The sequence below is a fragment of the Clostridium sp. 2218st1_F5_2218SCRN_220325 genome (genome assembly GCF_039062665.1).
Lineage (GTDB): Bacteria > Bacillota > Clostridia > Peptostreptococcales > Peptostreptococcaceae > Intestinibacter.
Window position 1 is genome coordinate 105,170 of record NZ_JBCLNH010000003.1, and the last position, 18,581, is coordinate 123,750.

Here is an 18,581-nt window from a genome sequence, read left to right on the forward strand (position 1 = left end):
ATCAGTATAATCATCTACTAATAAGATGCTTATACAACTAATTTTTCCTGTTTTTCCACTTCCACTTCTTTTTCCTTATTTAATTTGTGGAAGAACGAAATTGTTAGTATAAGAATCACAACAATAGCAACTAAATCCGAAATCGGTGCTGCATATAAAATTCCATTAATTCCTGTTCCAACCTCTGCTCCTTCTAAAACAGAAGGTAATATTATTGCTAATGGTGTGAAACAAACTATATCACGTATAACAGATGCCATAACTGCATACTTAGATTTCCCAATAGATTGGAAGAATACTGCTGTCATCTTAACCAGACAAGTAACCGTCATAAGCGACAGATAAATTCTAAACGTTTTTACTGCAAATTCTTGATATAGTCCGTTTCCTGAACCAAAAATTCCAACCACTACTTTCGGCCATAATTGGAAAATAATTGTTGCAGTTATACCAGTAATTAAAGTGGTACGAAGAACTATTTTGTATGCTTCACGTACACGATCCATCCTTTTTGCTCCATAATTATATCCAAAAATCGGCTGTCCTCCAAGTACAATACCTGTTACAATACTTAAAACAATTGTATACACTTTTGTTTGGATACTAAACACAGAAATCGGAATATCCGGACCATATTTTGATAATGCACCATAACGTGCTAGTGTCATATTACTAACTAATGTTACTGCCACAATTGAAATCTGTGTTATAAAAGTTGCTGCTCCTAGATTAATCATTTTAGATAAAATCGTTATATTAGGTATAAAACTACTTTTCTTTAATTTAAAACTTTTTGGCTTAAAGAAATAAACTGCACACATTGCAAAAGATACTACTTGACCAATAGCAGTAGCCCATGCTGCACCTGCAATTCCCCATTTAAGTAAAAAAATGAAAATTGGGTCTAAAATGATATTTATAATAGCTCCCATTACCATTGCTTTCATGGCAAATGCAGGACTTCCATCTGCACGAATCATACTATTCATTACATTTAATAATAAATAAAACGGGAAAAATGCTGCTACAATACGGAAATAAGTTACTGAAAGTCCTAAAGTTTGGTCTGATGCACCAAAAAGATTCATAAGCGGTACTGCTGCAATCTCACATATAAGCATAAGTACAATACTAATTAGTAATGTAACAGTTATTCCTGTTCCAACAGATTTGTGTGCACTATCCGTATCTTTTCTTCCTGCACATATACTTAGATAAGATGCTGCACCATCTCCAACGCACCACGCAAAAGCATTTGCAATACAGATTACTGGGAATGAAACTCCCGTAGCTGCATTTCCTAAATAGCCAAGTGTACTATTTCCGATAAAAATTTGATCGACTATATTGTAAAATGCACTAATTAAAAGTCCCATTATGCATGGAACAGAGAATTTTAATAAAAGTTTCGAAATTTTTTCTTCTTCTAAAATTTTGTTTTCATTTACCAATTTTATAATTCCTCCTATCTTTATATTTTCAAAAAATAAAAAACTACCGTAATAGTTTTGCCGTTTTTTTCAAAAACTTATAGCAAAACTATTACGGTAGTTTGTAGAAACATTCATCCAATCATGAATTTATATAAGTATCATATTTTATTTGTCACAACAATATAACATACTACGTTTATATTTACAACAGTTAATTTGAATTTTAATAACTTTATTCATTTATTTTATTTCTTTTTTCTGACTTTTGGAACTGGCAATTCATAAGAAGGAGTCCTCATATAAGAAATTGCTGATTTTACTGGTTTTACTAATAATCTATCATCATAAATACCACCAACAATCTTTCCACGATAATATATAATAAATTCTCCCATCATAGATCTATATGTAATTTCTTCTAAATCACTTAATTGTCCTAAAATAAATTGTAAATATTCTTTCCTTGATGCCATAATCCCACCCCAACTTTCTATATTTATCAAATAATTAAAGTTATTAGGATAATAAATGCGCATATATAATTACTACTTAATTACTTTAAGGCTACATAAATATCTATTTCTGCATTTTCTACTTCTGAATTTTTATATTCTTCAAAGTCTCCAGTAAAGCTTCTATCTAAATCCATGTCCCATATTTGTTGCCAAGCTTCTGCAACAGCTGTAACCATATTTCCACAGATAGAAAATTTAGCGTATTTTCCAGCAGGAATTATTTTAACATCTAAATCTTTATTATTCTCATCTACATTTGAAACTTCATTTCCAACAGTAATACAATATACTTTTTTATCTTCTGTATAATCAGAGTAAAGTCCTATTGCAAATTCATTAACTCTATTTTTAATTTGTTCATGTATTCCACCTGTATAAAAGTTTCCCCATAAACCACCTATAACATTTCCCATATTAAGAGAATCATTTGATGTTCTTGCACTTAGACCTACAAGTGTTTTTTGTTTTAAATTTACTATTTCATATTCCATATAAATACCTCCTAGCATAATTTTTTTTAAGACCTTAATCTATATTGTGAGATAATTATACTAAGATAAATATGACAACTATGTGTCATATATTTATAATTTTTTTCAAATTTATTATTTATATATACTTAATGTTTTTTCTAAATGATCTTTAAATTTTTCTTTTAATTCATTCGGTTCGAGTATTTCGCAGTATGGTCCAAAAGTAGAAATATAATAAAGCGTCCATTCACTTTCTGGTATATCTATTTCCGATATAAAACTTCCATCTTCCATTTTTGTAAAATTGTCAAACTCATCATATACTCTATAGGCCATTTCTTTCTGTATATGTAATTTGATATGTATACATTTTTGCTTAAATGTATTTTCAGTAGTTAGTATTTTAGGAGGTGCAATATGTATTGTATCCTCGTTTAGTATTGTTAAATCCTTAATTCTCATTAATTTAAAAAATCTATAATCATATCTTTTATCACAATATCCATATAAATACCATGAACCTCCTTTTGAACAAAGTTTTAAAGGTTCAACCTTTCTATAAGTTTGTTCTCCCTTTGAGTTTGAATACTCAAATTTTATCTTTTTTTTATTAAATATTGCCGATTTTATAATTTGAAAAATATTTGATTGATCTTTATAGTCATGCCAAGATGAAAAATCGACTTCTATCCAATCTATATATGAGTTTCCAAATAAACTACTAAATTTTTGAATTAATTCTTGTTTTGAGTTTGAATCAGCGATATCTACTGTTTGAACAGCCCTTAAAGAGGATAATATATTTTCTCTTTCCTTATCTGTTAACACAGTTTTATCTAATATATAATTCGGTAAAAGTGAGATCCCCCCACCTCTTCCCTTTGTCATATAAATCGGTATTCCGACCGAAGATAAAATTTCTACATCTCTATAAATTGTTCTCGTTGATACCTCAAATTTTTCTGCCAATTCCTTTGCTGTTATACTTTCTTTTTCAATCAAAATATATATTATTTCAAATAATCTATTAATCTTCATTTATTACTTTCCCCTATTTAAATAAAAAACTATTATGTAATAATCTATTAAATTTCGCTTGATTCCTCTTTATTACACTTTATTCTTAATAAAAATAATAATGAATATATACGATTATATAAATACTCAATAAAATCTTTATCATTTAAAACTTCCCTCTTCTGTTTTGCTTTATTTAAATATTCATTATGTCTAATATCAAAATACTCATTTATTATTTTATTTATTTCTTCTAACTCATTATGTATTACAGTATAAAGCTTGCTTTCTTTAGTTTCTCCCACTTGTAAAGCTACCTCTTGGTTTTTCATTTTTACACCATCACCATCATTTATAGAAACTATATATTGTAATGAATCCGTGATATAATCTAGTGCTGTCTTTTTATCTAATAACTCATCACTTATAATTAATTCCTCTGAATAATTGATTTTTCTTTCAAGCTGCTCATAATTATAAATATATTTTATTTCATTTGAACTTTTATGCCCTACTGAAATAAGCACTCCATTTCTAAGCTTCAATGGAATATTAAATTTCACCAATCTTTTATTTACATCTACTGTGAAAGCATACCTATCCTTTATAAATTCTGAATATGTTAACTCCGTTAGCATCTTTAATGATTTAACTGTAATTGTTTCATCCTTTTCTAAAATTCCATCGTATTCTACACCAAAGTTTAATTTATAATAATGATTAAAATCTATATCTAAATAAGGTTTTGCATCATCATGTTCATCATAACTAATAAATTGCTCTTTTATTAAATTATTTTGTGGTAATTCGTATAAATACCATTGTTTAAAACTCACCCAAAATCTATCTAAATTATTTTCCATATATACCCCCAATATATTTTGAAATTTAATCTGATAATGTAATTCTAGCACTCCTGTTTTATCATAACAATTAATAAAATTTTACGGTCTGCATGAAAATCCAATACCCAATGCCCCAGATCCTGTATGGCAAGTAACTCCAAATGATAAATAATCACACATTACTTCATGTCCCGGAAATGCTTCTTTAATATCTTGCACCCATCTTTGCGTTGTTTCATCAGCAGCACCTGATGATATTCTTCCGCCACGTCTTAAATATTTTAAATCATCTACAGCTATAAAAATCGCCATTTTTTGTTTAGCTTGTTCTAATTTCAATTTAATTTCATTAGCTGAAAGCCCTTCTTCTATCATTTCTAATGCATATAATATTGATTGATGTAGTGGTGTTGATATTCTCCCATGATCCACAACATAAACTTTCTCTTTATATTTTTCCTCTCATAATAACACTCTCCACCAATATAAAATGGCATAGGTAATATTTTTATACCTAATCTGTCTATTTTAACATAGTGTTTCCTATTTTCTCATTTTTTACAAAACTAACTCAATTTATTTTCATATATTTAAAACTATGCATTGTCTAATATTTACAGAAAAATAATGTATTATACTATATTTTATTGTTTTATTAAAATATTTTTTTTATAAAAAAAGACCGTTACAAATTTTAATATGTAACAGTCAAATATTTTTATAATTTATTTAAATCAACTTTGAACATAGGTAATCTAAATTTAACTTATATCATTTTTCTAATTACTGCAAATAAACCACCTATAGATGCTATGATAACTCCTATATATCCTACAACCCCTGCGTCAGAAGTTTTTGGAGTATCATTACTTTTTGGTTGCCCTATTAATAATTCATCTTCTTGATTATCTTTCTGTTCCTGATTATTATCTGGCTGGTAACCTTCAGCATAATCCTTTATCGGTGTTGTTTGACTATCGTCTACACCTTCGTCTTCATTTTCATCTATATCTTCTGAATTATCTTGACTTTCTTGATTATTATCTGATTGATAATCTTCAACATAATCATTTATTGGTATTATTTCACTATCGTCTATTTCTTCATTTTCATCTATATCGTAATCTTCATATATATCTAAATTTCGTTCTTCAACTTGAGTTGGGTTTATTTCATTAGCAAATATTTGTGTAGCCCCAAGTGGAACCATACCTGTTGCTATAAATGCACTTAATCCTAATATTTTTATTTTATTGTTCATATTTTACCTCCTAAATTCTACTTTTTTGTTTATCACTATCAATTAATTATTTGTTAATTTAATCAATTTATTAAGTTCTGCTTTGTCTATTTTTCCATATATATTTTGGTATGAATAAGAATATCCTTTATTGCTCCAAATTGCGTAATTTATACTATCCCCGCTGTAGTATGAAATATTTACTCCTTGGATTGTTTCTGTTTTCAAAAATTTTCCACCAGGAATTCCTATTATATCTTTATCCCCTTTTGCTATATCAAATTCAGTACCATCTTTGTATATTATTCGTCCTTGTTTACCTCTATTTTTTTCTCCAATAACAAAATACTTATCAACTTCTTTATCTAAAACCGGAACAGTAAGTCCTAAATCTGATTCCATTTTTTTGATTGAACTTACTTCCTTTAATAGATCTTTTTTTGAATCAGAACCTGATACTTTATTATTTTCATCATTCATAAATTCATTTCCATCTTCTTTTAATACTATATTATCTAGAGTATTTGTTTTTTGATTGAAAAATACTGCACCTATAGCTATAGCAATTATTGAAACTGAAGCAATACTTATAAATTTTTTATGATTTTTTTGTGCTATATTCTGTGCTTTGTTCAAGTATTTTTCAAACCTTATAATTTTTTTTGACTTATTACAGTTATCATACTCCTCAAGTAAAAACTCGTCATCTATATCTCCAAATGCATCCAGAAATTTATTTTCATCAATCATATATATTGACCTCTTTCTTCTAAAAACTCTTTCAATTTTGTTCTAAACCTTGATAATGTCATTTTCACATTGCTTTGGCTTAAATTATTTTTTTCAGCAATATCTTTTATAGAATATAAATACCAATATCGCTGAACTATTATTATCCTTTTTTCCCTTGGCAAAGATTTTAAAAATTCATTTATATATTTTGTTAGATATTTTTCTTCCATTTCTGTATCAATATCATTTTGACTAGGTATACATTCTTTTAATTCATCCAGAACTAGTGGCACTTCTCCCTTGCGTTTTTGACAATTCTTGCTTTTATAAATATTTAAAGCTAAATTTCTTGTAATTTTACCTAGAAATGCTTTTAAAATTTTCGGTCTTGTCGGTGGAATTGAATTCCATGTTTTTAAATATGTATCATTTACGCATTCTTTTGAATCTTCAAGGTTGTACAGAATATTGTTTGCTATTGTGTTACAATAACTCCCATACTTTTTATCAGTCTCAGATATAGCATTTTCATCTCTAAACCAATATAGATCTACAATATTATGGTCTTCCAAGTTTTTTCCTCCTTTCATATAATAAGACAACAAAAAATTATGTTGGTCACAGTTTATATTTAAATTTTAATTATATTTTTTTAAATTTAATATACAATAAATTTATTCAAAAAAATAGGGACACTTATTTCAAGCATCCCTATGTTCTATAAAGTATTCCTATTTGTCTTTTCTTTGTAATAATACTACAGTTTCGCAGTGTGGTGTATTTGGGAACATATCCATACATCTAACTTTTTTAACTTCATATCCGTAACTTTCAAATCCTTGTAAATCAACTACTAAAGTTTTTGGGTTACATGATATATAGATTATTTCTTCTGCATTAAATTTAGATATATCTCTAACAGCATCTTTGTGTATACCTGGTCTTGGTGGGTCAACTATTATGATGTCAGGTCTTTCTTTTAAGCTGTTTACTGTTTTAGCAACGTCACCTGCTATAAATTCGCAGTGAGTTAATCCGTTTAATTTAGCATTTTCGTTTGCAGCTTCAACTGCCTCTTCTACTATTTCTATTCCGTAAACTTTTCTAGCTTTTTGAGATAAAACTTGTCCTATAGTTCCTGTTCCACTGTATAAATCGTAAAGAACTTTGTCTTTATAGTCTCCAACAAACTCTCTAGCCATAGAGTATAATTTCTCAGCTCCTAATGTGTTAGTTTGGAAGAATGAGAATGGAGATATTTTAAATCTAAGACCTAATAATTCTTCGTATATATGATCTCTTCCGTGTAAAACTCTAAGTTCATCACATTTAACCGCATCTGCTAAGTTGTCGTTTAAGCAGTGTAGTACACTTGCTAAATCCGCATCTAAATCTAATCCTAGTAACATATCTTTGTACTTATCCATATCGTAATCTAATTGAGTACTTGTTACTATCATAACCATCATTTCATTAGTTTTGATACCTTTTCTAACAACTAAGTGTCTTAAGTATCCTTTGTGGTCGTTTCCTCTGTAGTATGGTAGCCCTTCCGCTCTGAAGAATTCTTCTGTAGCTGTTAATATTTTTATGAAATCTTGGTCTATTAACATACATCCATCAACAGTAACTATATCTATATGTCTACCTTTTTTGTGCATACCTATAGTTAATGGTCCATCTTTCATTTCGTTTCCGAAAGTGAACTCCATTTTATTTCTGTAGCAAGTATTGTTTGGACTTGATTCTATTCCTAAGAACTCAAATCCTTTTATATCATGACTTTCAAATAAGTCTAGTATTTGTTGTTTTTTAATTTCTAATTGTTTTTCATATGGAAGTGATAATATTGTACATCCTCCACATTGTCCAAAGTGTTTACATGCTTGTTCTGTTTCTAGTGGAGATTTTTCTAGTACTTCTAATAATTTAACCTCTGCTTTTTGGCTATTAGCTTTTTTTACTGATGCTTTTACTTTTTGACCAGTTATTCCGCCCTTCATTTGAACATTTCTTTTTCCTATTATAGTAGAAGAAGTTCCACCAAACTCCATTTTGCCTACCTCAAATTCAATAATTTCTCTTCTTTTCACTAAATTATCCTCCGTCAATATCTTAATTTTCAATATAAACATTTATTTTGAATATATAGTCTTTATTAATCTATATAATTATTGCCTTTTTAAATCATACTTACTAATTATATTAGATTTTTGCCTTTATATCAAAACCTTTATTATGTAAATTTGCTATATTTGAATTTAAGATTAAATTTAGTCTCTTTCTTCTATCATTTTTATCTCTTCATCAGTTAGTTCACGATATTCTCCAAGTGCTAAATTTTCGTCTAGTTGTAGTTTACCCATAGATAATCTCTTTAAGTATATTACTTTTTTATCTACACTTTCGAACATTCTTTTTACTTGATGGAATTTACCTTCATGAATAGTAAGCTCTATTTCTGAAATTTCGTCACTTTTCAGTATTACAAGCTCTGCTGGCATAGTTTCGTATCCATCATCTAAAGTAACTCCTTTAGCAAAGGCTTTGATATCTTCTTCTGTTACAACACCTTCAATTTTTGCATAATAAGTTTTTGGTACGTGTTTTTTAGGTGATAACACTCTATGAGCTAACTGACCATCATTTGTTAAAACTAAAAGTCCTTCCGTATCTTTATCTAATCTTCCAACTGGGAATGGTTCAAATACTAAATCTTCTTTATCAATTAAATCTAGTACTATTGGGTCCCTTTTATCAAATGTTGCAGAAATATATCCATCTGGTTTATTTAACATTAAATATATAAATTCTTTATATGTTACTTTTTCACCATCAAATATTATTTCATCATTTTCCACATCTACTTGTACTCCTGGATTATTTATAACTTTTCCATTTACTTTTACTAACCCATTTTTACAAATTTTCTTTAATTCACTTCTACTTCCATAGCCTAAATTAGACAGTACTTTATCAATTCTTTGTTTCTTAGACAATGCTTTTCCTCCTTCATTTTGTATATAATATATCTATTTAATCTTTATTAAGTATAGCTTTTTTGATAATTTCACCTCAAAAACGTATATTATATGTATATCTAGTATCTATTTGTTATTAAAATTTTATCAATTTATGTCTATACGTTTTCACCTTTTAAGTATATAATATTATTGATGGGTAAGTCTTGTAAATTTTTAACTATTTTTGAATTTATGGAGGTATAAGATGTTAGTTTCTGCTAAAGAAATGTTAGTAAAAGCAAAAAAAGGAAAATATGCAGTAGGTCAATTTAATATAAACAACTTAGAATGGACAAAAGCTATATTATTAACTGCACAAGAAAATAATTCACCAGTTATATTAGGTGTATCTGAAGGTGCAGGAAAATATATGTGTGGATATAAAACTATAGTTGGAATGGTTGAAGGTATGTTAGAAGAATTAAACATAACTGTTCCAGTTGCTCTTCACTTAGACCACGGTTCTTTTGAAGGTGCAAAAGAAACTATAGCTGCTGGATTCTCTTCAGTAATGTTCGATGGTTCTCACTATGGAATAGAAGAAAATATAGAAAAAACTAAAGAAATAGTTGCCCTAGCTCACTCTAAAGGAATATCTGTTGAAGCAGAAGTTGGTTCTATAGGTGGAGAAGAAGACGGTGTTGTAGGTGCTGGTGAAGTTGCTGACCCTGCTGAATGTAAGAGAATAGCTGATTTAGGAATAGACTTCTTAGCTGCTGGTATAGGTAATATACACGGTAAATATCCAGAAAATTGGGCTGGATTAAACTTCGAAGTTTTAGGAAAAATCAATGAAGCTACTGGTGACATGCCATTAGTATTACATGGTGGTAGTGGTATACCTGATGAAATGATAAAAGAAGCTATATCTTTAGGTGTTGCTAAAATAAATGTTAATACTGAATGCCAATTAGTATTTGCTGAAGCAACTCGTAAATACATCGAAGAAGGTAAAGACCAACAAGGTAAAGGTTATGATCCTCGTAAAGTATTAGCTCCAGGTTTTGAAGCTATCAAAGCTTGTGTTAAAGAAAAAATGGAATTATTCGGTTCTATAGGACAAGCTTAATTCTAAACAGTTAAAAATATTAACGATTATATAAGGATTGGAGATAATCTCTTCAATCCTTTTTCTTATTTGTATAAATAAAAATGTACTTAGTTTATGTGCCAACAACTTCGTTCGTCGCTTAAAATTCGCTTCGCTCATGGCGTCAACGACTTCGTCCGTTGCTTAAAATTCGCTTCGCTCATGGCGCCAACTACTTCGTCCGTTGCTTAAAATTCGCTTCGCTCATGGCGCCAACTACTTCATCCGTTGCTTAAAATTAAAAAAACGAACCTTTGGTTAATAATAATTTTGTACAAGTACAAAATCAATAACAACCGAAGATTCGTAAAATATTTTTATTTATTTAACTTAAATGTCTTTAACTATAGAATTTAGATGCACCTACTAATTGTCTTTTAGAAACAATTTTCGCAAGGTTTTTTAAAGAGGCGATTTTAATATCTTCAAAACTTACTAAAAATACAAATTTAAAATCAGTAAATTCTTCGTTTATATTATAAACCTCAAAATAACATTTTATATTGTCCATACAATAAATATCTTGAAGCTCCTCTTCTATCTCGTCTGTAGTATCTTTTAAGAAACGTCTTACATCATCAAATATTATTTCAAAAAATGATTCGTCAACTGATTCTCCTAGTTCTTCAATAGCCTCTAGTATTTCTTCTTTTGAAAATACTCTCTCTGATAATTCACAGTCAAACACCATGATATTATCTTGATTTATTGAATTAGATATATCTTGTAAATAACCAATATCTTGGCGTGCATCAAGAATATCTTTAACCTCTTTACTATTTACATGAAAATTCCCTTTTCTATTTTTTAATTTTAATTCTATCATTAAACTTCGCCTCCTCTCAGCAAGCCAACTTAATTATAGTTTATCAATAACATTTTTAATTTCTTTCCAAGAAGAAACTCTAATTATGTTTTTATGATCTATATCTTTATTATAATTACAATCAATTAATATTACTTTTATTCCCCCCTCTGCCAAGTGTAAGGCGTTCATTGGGTGGTCTTCTATAAAAATATCACATTCTAGCTCTTTCGCTTTGTTAAGTTTCCTATCTGTTCCAAGTAAATAAAGAGGCACATATGATAATTCTTGCTTTTTAAGCCAGTCCATAGTAATTTCTTCTAAAGTGGAATTCCTTGCTGTTACAAAGAATAAATTGTTTTCTTTATATAATTCACCAACAACTTCTTTAGCTCCTTCAACAACATGTGCTTCGGAATATGAATTTAAATAATTTGAATGAAGTTTATCTAACATACCTTCAAAAGTATCTCCATATAACTCAGCCCAATATACTGTTGTATAATCCTCTTCAGTCAAATCCCTCTTATATATACTATTTAGATACGGTAGATAATGATATGGACTTGTAATAGTTCCATCAATATCAATACATATATTTAAATTTTTCATAGTCTTTCTCCTGTTTTTAAGAATTCATTATACCATATACTCTAGTATAATTCAAAAAGATACGTATAGCTATATCTTATTGCAATTTTAACATATAATCACTATTTCTGCACAAAAAAATAAGATAGAAATAGTGTATTTACTTTCTAATTTCTATCTTATTTTTGATTGTATTTTATTCATTTTTAATTGATTCTTCTAGTTCATTAATTTTCTTTTTATATTGATTTATTTTTTCATCTGATTGCTTTATATATTTTTGTATATTTGAAATAGAAGTTATATCTTTATCGTTTACGACATTATATGTTTCTTCTACTGCTTTGTATTTTAATTTATAAGCATCTTTCATGCATTCAGTACATTCATTTAATACTTCTGTGTATTCTTGTTGTGATAATTCTGGTGTATCCATATCGTCGTATATTTCGACTACTCTATCACACATATATTTAGCTTTTTCTATATCGTCTTTAACTTTATCTATATCATTTAAAGATGTTTTTATATCAGTTGCATAAGCTACACATTCTTTTATTGGGTTTAGTGCAATATCTTCTATAGATCTAATGTCTTTTTTGTATTGTTTTATTGTAGATAAATCTTCTTCTACATGGTTTACATCTAAGTTAGATGTGTATATATCTCTGTAGTTCATTACCATTGAATGGTTTTCGCTGTTTTCTATTTGTTTTATTCCGCTAATATACATGTTGCTTATTACTATTGTTGTTGCCAATACTACATATGTACATGCGTAAATACATGCTCGACTAAACTTCTTGTAATTTTTAAATAAAACTATTAAAGGTATCAAATAAAAAAATATAAATACTAATATCCATCTCATAAGCACAATCTCCTTTTCCGCACTCAAACTAAATACTCATTGTAATGTATTTTTAGTATTTACATTTTTTATAAATATTAATCAATAAATAAGAAATTCTTTGTTAGAAAAACATATTTTCTCAATATATTTTTAATCAAGCACTTTAATTAATTTAAAATCAAGATAATCGCTTGATGCAAGAACGTATTCTATACCGTTTCTAACGCCTTTAAGCCCCATTGAAAATGAGTCCTTTCCATGTAAATGACCATAGATTACTTTTTTTACATTATATTTCTCATATAATTTTGTAAACTCCGACTCTTCTAGTTGGTCATTTGTAGGTGGGTAATGAGTTATAACAATTAAGTCAGTATACCCATTTTGTATTGCAGATTGTATCGACATTTCTAATCTCAATACTTCTCTTTTATATATTTTCATATCATTACTATCAAATTTTACTTCATTAGGACAAAGCCATCCTCTACTTCCACATATCGCATAATCACCGTATGTAAAATATCCATTTTGGATAAAATTCATATCTTCGCTTTGATATGCAGCATTTATTTTTGAAAGAGATGACCACCAATAATCATGGTTTCCTTTTATAAAAATCTTCTTACCTGGAAGTGACTCAATTATATCTAAGTCTGCCTTTGCCTCGTTTAAATTCATAGCCCATGAAGTATCTCCAAGAACTAATACCGTATCACCATCTTTTACTGTTTCATTCCAGTTATCGGCTATCTTTTTCTCATGATTGTCCCAATTATCACCGAATATATTCATAGGTTTAGGATTTTCCGTTGAAAAATGTAAGTCACCTATTGCATATAATCCCATAAATTCATCTCCTCTCGCAAATATCTTATTTTACGATAACCTAATTACTATTAATATTTTTGAAATATTATTATTTTATATACATGATAATTTAAAAGCTGCCTCAAAATTTAAGACAGCGTAAAATTATTTATCTATTCTGTGTGTTTTAAAGTCTTCTAAAATATAATCTATTTCTTCTTTTAGAGCAACTATTTCATCTATATCTCTTTCACTATCTATTTTATCAAGTCGTCTTTGGTATTTTAAAGCGCTACTAATTTCCCCTAAATTATATAATTCTTGTATTTTCTTTAATACATCTTTTAGGGTTACAGATTTAGCTTGATACATGACTTGAGCTTTCATTATGTCTTCTCGAATTTCACTCATTTCTTCATCTAATAAAAATGCTGCGTCTGCCGCTTTTCTAAGTCTCAATGCTACATTTTCTGGTATGTAGTGCTCGTACTTGTATTTTAAAGAGTGTTCTATAGTTGCCCAGAAATTCATAGCTAAAGTTCTTATTTGGATTTCACAATGTATCTCCTTAGAACCAGCAATTGAATTTATAGGATATTTTATTATTAAATGATAACTTCTATATCCACTTTCTTTAAAATTAGTTATATAATCTTTTTCATTTATAACAGTCATATCTGTTCTATTTTTTATTAATTCAACAATTGTATATATATCTTCAACAAACTGGCACATTATTCTTATACCAGCAATATCTTCTATTTCACCTTCTATATCATTAGTATCTAATCTATTAGCTTTAGATATTATAGAAGAAATCTTTTTTGTTCTCCCAGTAACAAATTCAATAGGAGAATATTCACCCTTAGTCAAAAATTCTTTTCTTATATTTTTAAATTTTACCTTAAGTTCTTCAACCGCATGTTGATAAGGAGCTAATATTTCATCCCACTTTTCGTAATTCATATTATTCACCTTTCGTCAAATAAATTAACAATCACCATTATTTTACCATAATTTATTTTATTTTTGTATAATAAAGCAAATCAGAGTCTTCTAGTGTATAATCAATTTCATCTAAATCAGCTAAATAGCTTATACAAGTTACTAATGAAGTTCTAAAAAAATAATATTCTTTGTAATTATAGGTTAATTCATTTTCTTTTATAATTTTTTTAAGTAAAGCATCTATATTCATAGGTACTTTAAGGTTTTCTTTTATTTGATTTAAATATTTGTATATAGCTTGTCTATGCTTGTTTATTAAAAGCATAGTGCTGTCTTTATCTAAAACTTTTCTTCCATGAGCTAATACTAGATAATTAAAATCTAAAGATTGGATCTTATCTAATGATTTTAAGTATTCTTCTACGTCTTGTAAAAATAAAAAATCATATTTATTTAATACTTCTTCGCCAACTAATAAATCTCCAGCAAATAAAACACCATCTTTTGTCAGTATTCCGATACTTGCTAGAGTATGCCCTTTTAAATTTATAATTTCGAAATTTGTATTATTTTTATTTAAAGTACCTTCATCTACTATTGTATCTACGTATATTTTTTCTACATTTCTATGAAAAAGTTTTGCTGTCAAAAACTTATTGTGTTTTCCACCTAATATAAAATCTGAAAATAATTCCGGTCTCTCTATAAAAATCTTAGCATTTTCTGAAGCAATAATCTCCACTTTTGGATATGAATGTTTTATTTGCCCACAAGCAGCAACATGGTCTTCATGTTCATGGGTATTTATTATATATTTTGGTATTATTTTTTCATTTTCAAACATCTTAATCATATTTTTAGGTCTTAGTCCATTAAGACCTGGGTCAATTAATAATGCTTCATTATTTTCAAATAAATACACACCTGTATTCGTGCCGCCTTTTACAAAGTATGTATTTCCAAACACATTCTGTAATTTCATAAAAGTACACCCCTTGTATAAATTCAAATATCCTTAAACTCTTTATATATTATACCATGTATATTTTTCTTATTTATGAATTATTTAGTTTATAATTTGTATAATTTATTTATTTAAGTTTATATTTGTAAGACTTTATTTTTTTATGATAACTCTATTTAGCTTGTTTTTTAATACAGTTTAGCAAGTAAAATTCTTTTTATTTTATTTATTACATTTATATTTTCTTCTTTTGTTATTCTAATTTTAATTTTATATGCAAATTCAGAATACAACATACTCTCTATAAAGTATTCAACTATTCCTCTATCTTTATATGGTATATTTATTAATTTATTTCCTAAAATTCTAGCATCTAAATTCATTATTTCATCTTCAAAGTTAAGTCTATCTTTTTTAGATAAATAATCTTTTTCTGGCTTAAATACATCACAGTATTTTATAGAGAAGTTTAAAACCTCATCACTTATATCTACACCATATATTTTCTTCATACTATCTTTATAGTCCATATTTTGTTCTATTACTCTGCTTAAATTAGCATTATATTCTTCCTTTTTCCAATGACCAAATAATCTACAGTTAAGCGGTCTAACTTCATATATTAAACATCTATTATTTTCATCTCTAAATGGACATGAATTTTTCTTCATCAATTCCATAAAATAATAATCGACTATTCTCTCAATAGATGCCTCTCTAAGCTCATCTTTATCAGCTAAATATCTATATATATTTAAAAACTCTATTAAATTAATACCAACAGACTCCATACAGCAATTTCCACAACCACTGCACTCTCCTTTTGGCAATGTAGAGTATATTTTATTTAATTTTTCAAAATAACCATTTTTCTCACAAAACGCAATACTTTCTAGTATTTGTTGTCTTTTTATACTAGCCATAATTTTCTCCTCTTGTTATAATTATTTAGTTAATACAAAAACTTATTATAACATATTTTTGAATATAAATTAGGAGGTATATATATGAACAGATATACTAAAATTATTAATATGATGGAAAGTTATTTCACTAAGGATTTTGAAAAAACTAAAAAAGGATTTACTAAAGTAAGAGAAGTAAAAGAAGAAACAGTAAGAAAAGCATTCTTAAAAGGAAACTGCGAAGTTTTAGTAATACTTGAAGATTCTGATAGAGAAATATTAATAGATGATTTTTCTCCTGATGAAGATATAAAAAAATACTTAGGAGCATCTTTTATAAATCCAAAAAGATAGTATCATAATATCACACAATAATCATTTTATAATACAAAATAAACACAATGCAAAAGAGCTGATTTCAATAATCTTATTGATATCAGCTCTTTTGACTTTGATATTATGAAAAACTATATTTATATTTTCGTAGATTAAAATACTGTGTCACACAGTCCACAATACGCATCTACTGGACTTACCCCTGTAAATTCAGAACGACCTAACATTTTTTCTACTAGTAGTTTTAATGTGTAGTCTTTGCTGTCATATGTATTTATATAAGTTTGAACTTGAGGAACATCAGCTAGATGGAATGGTGATAATACTGATACAAATATTGTTGGTATTTCATGAACATAAAACGGCATATCTGGTGTTCCTTTTGCCATAGTCCACTCTATACGTTGATGAGTATTTGCACCTACATTAGCTACGTTTATTATTAAATCATATTTTCCTGTTAATTCTGCTATTGGACGTTTTTGTGAATAAACATCTAATAACTTCATAAGAATTTCTTCTTTTGGAAGTTTCATTATTTTTTCCATAGCAGATTCATATATCTCAACTTCAAATCCTTCTTGCTCTAATAATTCTTTTATTTCTTCTATTGGAGTTTTCTTTCCTCCACCCATTAAGTCAGCTATACCATTAGCTATACCTTTAACATTTACAAGTAATACTCTTTTATGTTTTTCAGGACTCATTGGGAATATATTTTCTTCATTTTTAACTAATGTTATTGATTTATCAGATATTTCTTTTGCTATTTCTTTATAACTATCTAAACCTATTTTAGCCATAGCTTCTGCTTTTGGTTGAAGTATTTCTGTTTTTGGTTTATTGTGAAGTCCTAAAGCAGCTTTTGTTCCTAATATTCTAGTTAAAGCTTCTTCTAATCTTTCATCAGTTATTATACCTTTTCTGTATCCTTCCATCATCCATTCAAAATCTTCTTCTGGATCATTGAAGAATAAGAACATATCACTTCCTGCTGCTATAGCAGTTGGTAACATTTCACTACGTTTCATTGCTGAAGTCATAGCTACCATGTGAGACGCATCAGTTACAACTAAACCATTGAATCCCATTTTTCCTCTCAATAAATCAGTTAATATATATTTATTTAATGTTGCTGGCATTAATAATTCTTTTTTTGTTGCATTTGGGTTAAAGTAACGAACATATTCTGGTAAAGCTATATGTCCTGCCATTATTGATGGAAGTCCTGCGTCAATTAAACCTCCATATACTTTTCCGAATGTTTCATCCCATTCTTCTGGTGAAAGTGTATTTGGAGCAAATGATAAATGTTGATCTCTTTCATCTATACCATCGCCAGGGAAGTGTTTAGCAGCTGGTGCTACTCCATTTTCCATCATACCTCTCATAAATTCTAATGAGAATTCTAAAGTTTTGTCTGCATCTTTTGAGAATCCTCTATTTGTTGTTATTGGATTTCTCCAGTTTATCATTAAGTCTACTACTGGTGCAAAACTCCAGTTACATCCTATTGCAGCAGATTCTATTGCAGAAATTTTTCCTAGTTCATACGCATACTCTTTATTATCAGCAGCACCTACTTTTATTCCTGCTGCTATATAAGTTCCGTCTAAACATGCACCGTTTCCGCCACCTTCTGTATTTGCAGCTATTAGTAGAGGTATTTTACTATTTTCTTGAAGTATTTTATTTTGATCATATACTTGATTTGACATAGCTGGGTTATAACGAACTCCACCTATATGATAATTATCTAGTACACTTTTTAAATAGTCTTCTTCACGACTAGCTCCCATATTAATAAATAATTGTCCGATTTTCTCTTCTATTGTCATGTTCGCAATAGTATCTTTTACCCATTTTACACCTTGCTCATCAAGGTTATACGGTTTTGCTGTTAAGTTTACCATTATCTTTCCATCCTTCGTACATTTCTAATATATTTCAAGTTTTATTTAAACTCGCCCAAAATCACGACTCGAGCGAGTTTGTTTTTAC

20 protein-coding genes, 1 pseudogene and 1 riboswitch are annotated in these 18,581 nt (G+C 28.2%); of the genes and pseudogenes, 2 read left to right on the forward strand and 19 right to left on the reverse strand.

Annotation, left to right across the window (positions count from 1 at the left end; all coding sequences use genetic code 11):
- Positions 1-29: 29 nt before the first annotated feature.
- From ABCM86_RS03055 to ABCM86_RS03105, 11 genes and pseudogenes are all read right to left on the reverse strand, one after another.
- Positions 30-1,451: an MATE family efflux transporter gene (locus ABCM86_RS03055; protein ID WP_343003459.1), complete on the reverse strand. Its 1,422-nt coding sequence runs from the start codon at positions 1,449-1,451 to the stop codon at positions 30-32.
- A gap of 60 nt (positions 1,452-1,511) precedes the next feature.
- A riboswitch (purine riboswitch) is annotated at positions 1,512-1,608 on the reverse strand.
- A gap of 121 nt (positions 1,609-1,729) precedes the next feature.
- Positions 1,730-1,906, reverse strand: a pseudogene (locus tag ABCM86_RS03060) (TfoX/Sxy family protein); the annotation flags it as partial.
- Positions 1,907-1,986: 80 nt separating this feature from the next.
- Entirely contained in the window at positions 1,987-2,439 is a 453-nt protein-coding gene (locus ABCM86_RS03065; protein ID WP_343003460.1) for a GyrI-like domain-containing protein, read from the reverse strand.
- 114 nt (positions 2,440-2,553) lie between these two features.
- Positions 2,554-3,459, reverse strand: coding sequence for a YafY family protein (locus tag ABCM86_RS03070; protein ID WP_343003461.1), 906 nt, complete (start codon positions 3,457-3,459; stop codon positions 2,554-2,556).
- Positions 3,460-3,506: 47 nt separating this feature from the next.
- Positions 3,507-4,301, reverse strand: a complete 795-nt coding sequence (locus ABCM86_RS03075; RefSeq protein ID WP_055089174.1) for a hypothetical protein — start codon at positions 4,299-4,301, stop codon at positions 3,507-3,509.
- Positions 4,302-4,382: 81 nt separating this feature from the next.
- Positions 4,383-4,715 carry a DegV family protein gene (locus ABCM86_RS03080; protein ID WP_343003462.1) on the reverse strand — a complete coding sequence of 111 codons (333 nt, stop codon included), beginning with the start codon at positions 4,713-4,715 and terminating at the stop codon, positions 4,383-4,385.
- Between the two features lie 334 nt (positions 4,716-5,049).
- On the reverse strand, positions 5,050-5,544 hold the full coding sequence (locus ABCM86_RS03085; RefSeq protein ID WP_343003463.1) for a hypothetical protein: 495 nt from the start codon (positions 5,542-5,544) through the stop codon (positions 5,050-5,052).
- Between the two features lie 42 nt (positions 5,545-5,586).
- Positions 5,587-6,273 carry a hypothetical protein gene (locus tag ABCM86_RS03090; RefSeq protein WP_343003464.1) on the reverse strand — a complete coding sequence of 229 codons (687 nt, stop codon included), beginning with the start codon at positions 6,271-6,273 and terminating at the stop codon, positions 5,587-5,589.
- On the reverse strand, positions 6,270-6,827 hold the full coding sequence (locus tag ABCM86_RS03095; RefSeq protein WP_039905766.1) for an RNA polymerase sigma factor: 558 nt from the start codon (positions 6,825-6,827) through the stop codon (positions 6,270-6,272). Before ABCM86_RS03095 ends, ABCM86_RS03090 begins: the two co-directional genes overlap by 4 nt.
- 159 nt (positions 6,828-6,986) lie before the next feature.
- On the reverse strand, positions 6,987-8,348 hold the full coding sequence (gene rlmD / locus ABCM86_RS03100; protein WP_343003465.1) for a 23S rRNA (uracil(1939)-C(5))-methyltransferase RlmD: 1,362 nt from the start codon (positions 8,346-8,348) through the stop codon (positions 6,987-6,989).
- A 180-nt stretch (positions 8,349-8,528) separates the two neighbouring features.
- On the reverse strand, positions 8,529-9,254 hold the full coding sequence (locus ABCM86_RS03105) for a pseudouridine synthase (protein WP_343003466.1): 726 nt from the start codon (positions 9,252-9,254) through the stop codon (positions 8,529-8,531).
- A gap of 229 nt (positions 9,255-9,483) precedes the next feature.
- Here ABCM86_RS03105 and fba point away from each other — a divergent pair, with 229 nt between their 5' ends.
- Positions 9,484-10,347: a class II fructose-1,6-bisphosphate aldolase gene (gene fba, locus ABCM86_RS03110; protein WP_195931130.1), complete on the forward strand. Its 864-nt coding sequence runs from the start codon at positions 9,484-9,486 to the stop codon at positions 10,345-10,347.
- A gap of 361 nt (positions 10,348-10,708) precedes the next feature.
- On the opposite strand, the gene ABCM86_RS03115 is transcribed toward fba, so the two are convergent.
- From ABCM86_RS03115 to ABCM86_RS03145, 7 genes are all read right to left on the reverse strand, one after another.
- Positions 10,709-11,194 (reverse strand): hypothetical protein, encoded by a 486-nt coding sequence (locus tag ABCM86_RS03115; protein ID WP_195931131.1) that lies wholly within the window; start codon positions 11,192-11,194, stop codon positions 10,709-10,711.
- A gap of 33 nt (positions 11,195-11,227) precedes the next feature.
- Positions 11,228-11,785 carry a hydrolase gene (locus ABCM86_RS03120; RefSeq protein WP_195931132.1) on the reverse strand — a complete coding sequence of 186 codons (558 nt, stop codon included), beginning with the start codon at positions 11,783-11,785 and terminating at the stop codon, positions 11,228-11,230.
- 175 nt (positions 11,786-11,960) lie between these two features.
- The gene (locus tag ABCM86_RS03125) at positions 11,961-12,635 is read right to left on the reverse strand and encodes a hypothetical protein (protein WP_343003467.1); all 675 of its coding nucleotides are present in this window, start codon (positions 12,633-12,635) and stop codon (positions 11,961-11,963) included.
- 132 nt (positions 12,636-12,767) lie between these two features.
- Positions 12,768-13,466, reverse strand: coding sequence for a metallophosphoesterase (locus tag ABCM86_RS03130; protein ID WP_295677614.1), 699 nt, complete (start codon positions 13,464-13,466; stop codon positions 12,768-12,770).
- A gap of 126 nt (positions 13,467-13,592) precedes the next feature.
- Positions 13,593-14,393: a GTP pyrophosphokinase family protein gene (locus ABCM86_RS03135; protein WP_195931135.1), complete on the reverse strand. Its 801-nt coding sequence runs from the start codon at positions 14,391-14,393 to the stop codon at positions 13,593-13,595.
- Between the two features lie 52 nt (positions 14,394-14,445).
- Positions 14,446-15,357, reverse strand: a complete 912-nt coding sequence (locus ABCM86_RS03140) for an MBL fold metallo-hydrolase (RefSeq protein ID WP_295779281.1) — start codon at positions 15,355-15,357, stop codon at positions 14,446-14,448.
- Positions 15,358-15,527: 170 nt separating this feature from the next.
- A complete protein-coding gene (locus tag ABCM86_RS03145) occupies positions 15,528-16,262 on the reverse strand; it encodes a YkgJ family cysteine cluster protein (protein ID WP_343003468.1) in 735 nt (244 codons plus the stop codon).
- Between the two features lie 84 nt (positions 16,263-16,346).
- Between ABCM86_RS03145 and ABCM86_RS03150 the strand changes: the two genes are divergently transcribed.
- Positions 16,347-16,598 carry a hypothetical protein gene (locus ABCM86_RS03150; protein WP_195931275.1) on the forward strand — a complete coding sequence of 84 codons (252 nt, stop codon included), beginning with the start codon at positions 16,347-16,349 and terminating at the stop codon, positions 16,596-16,598.
- 134 nt (positions 16,599-16,732) lie between these two features.
- On the opposite strand, the gene ABCM86_RS03155 is transcribed toward ABCM86_RS03150, so the two are convergent.
- Positions 16,733-18,493: a glycoside hydrolase family 3 N-terminal domain-containing protein gene (locus tag ABCM86_RS03155; protein WP_295778115.1), complete on the reverse strand. Its 1,761-nt coding sequence runs from the start codon at positions 18,491-18,493 to the stop codon at positions 16,733-16,735.
- Between the last annotated feature and the right edge of the window lie 88 nt (positions 18,494-18,581).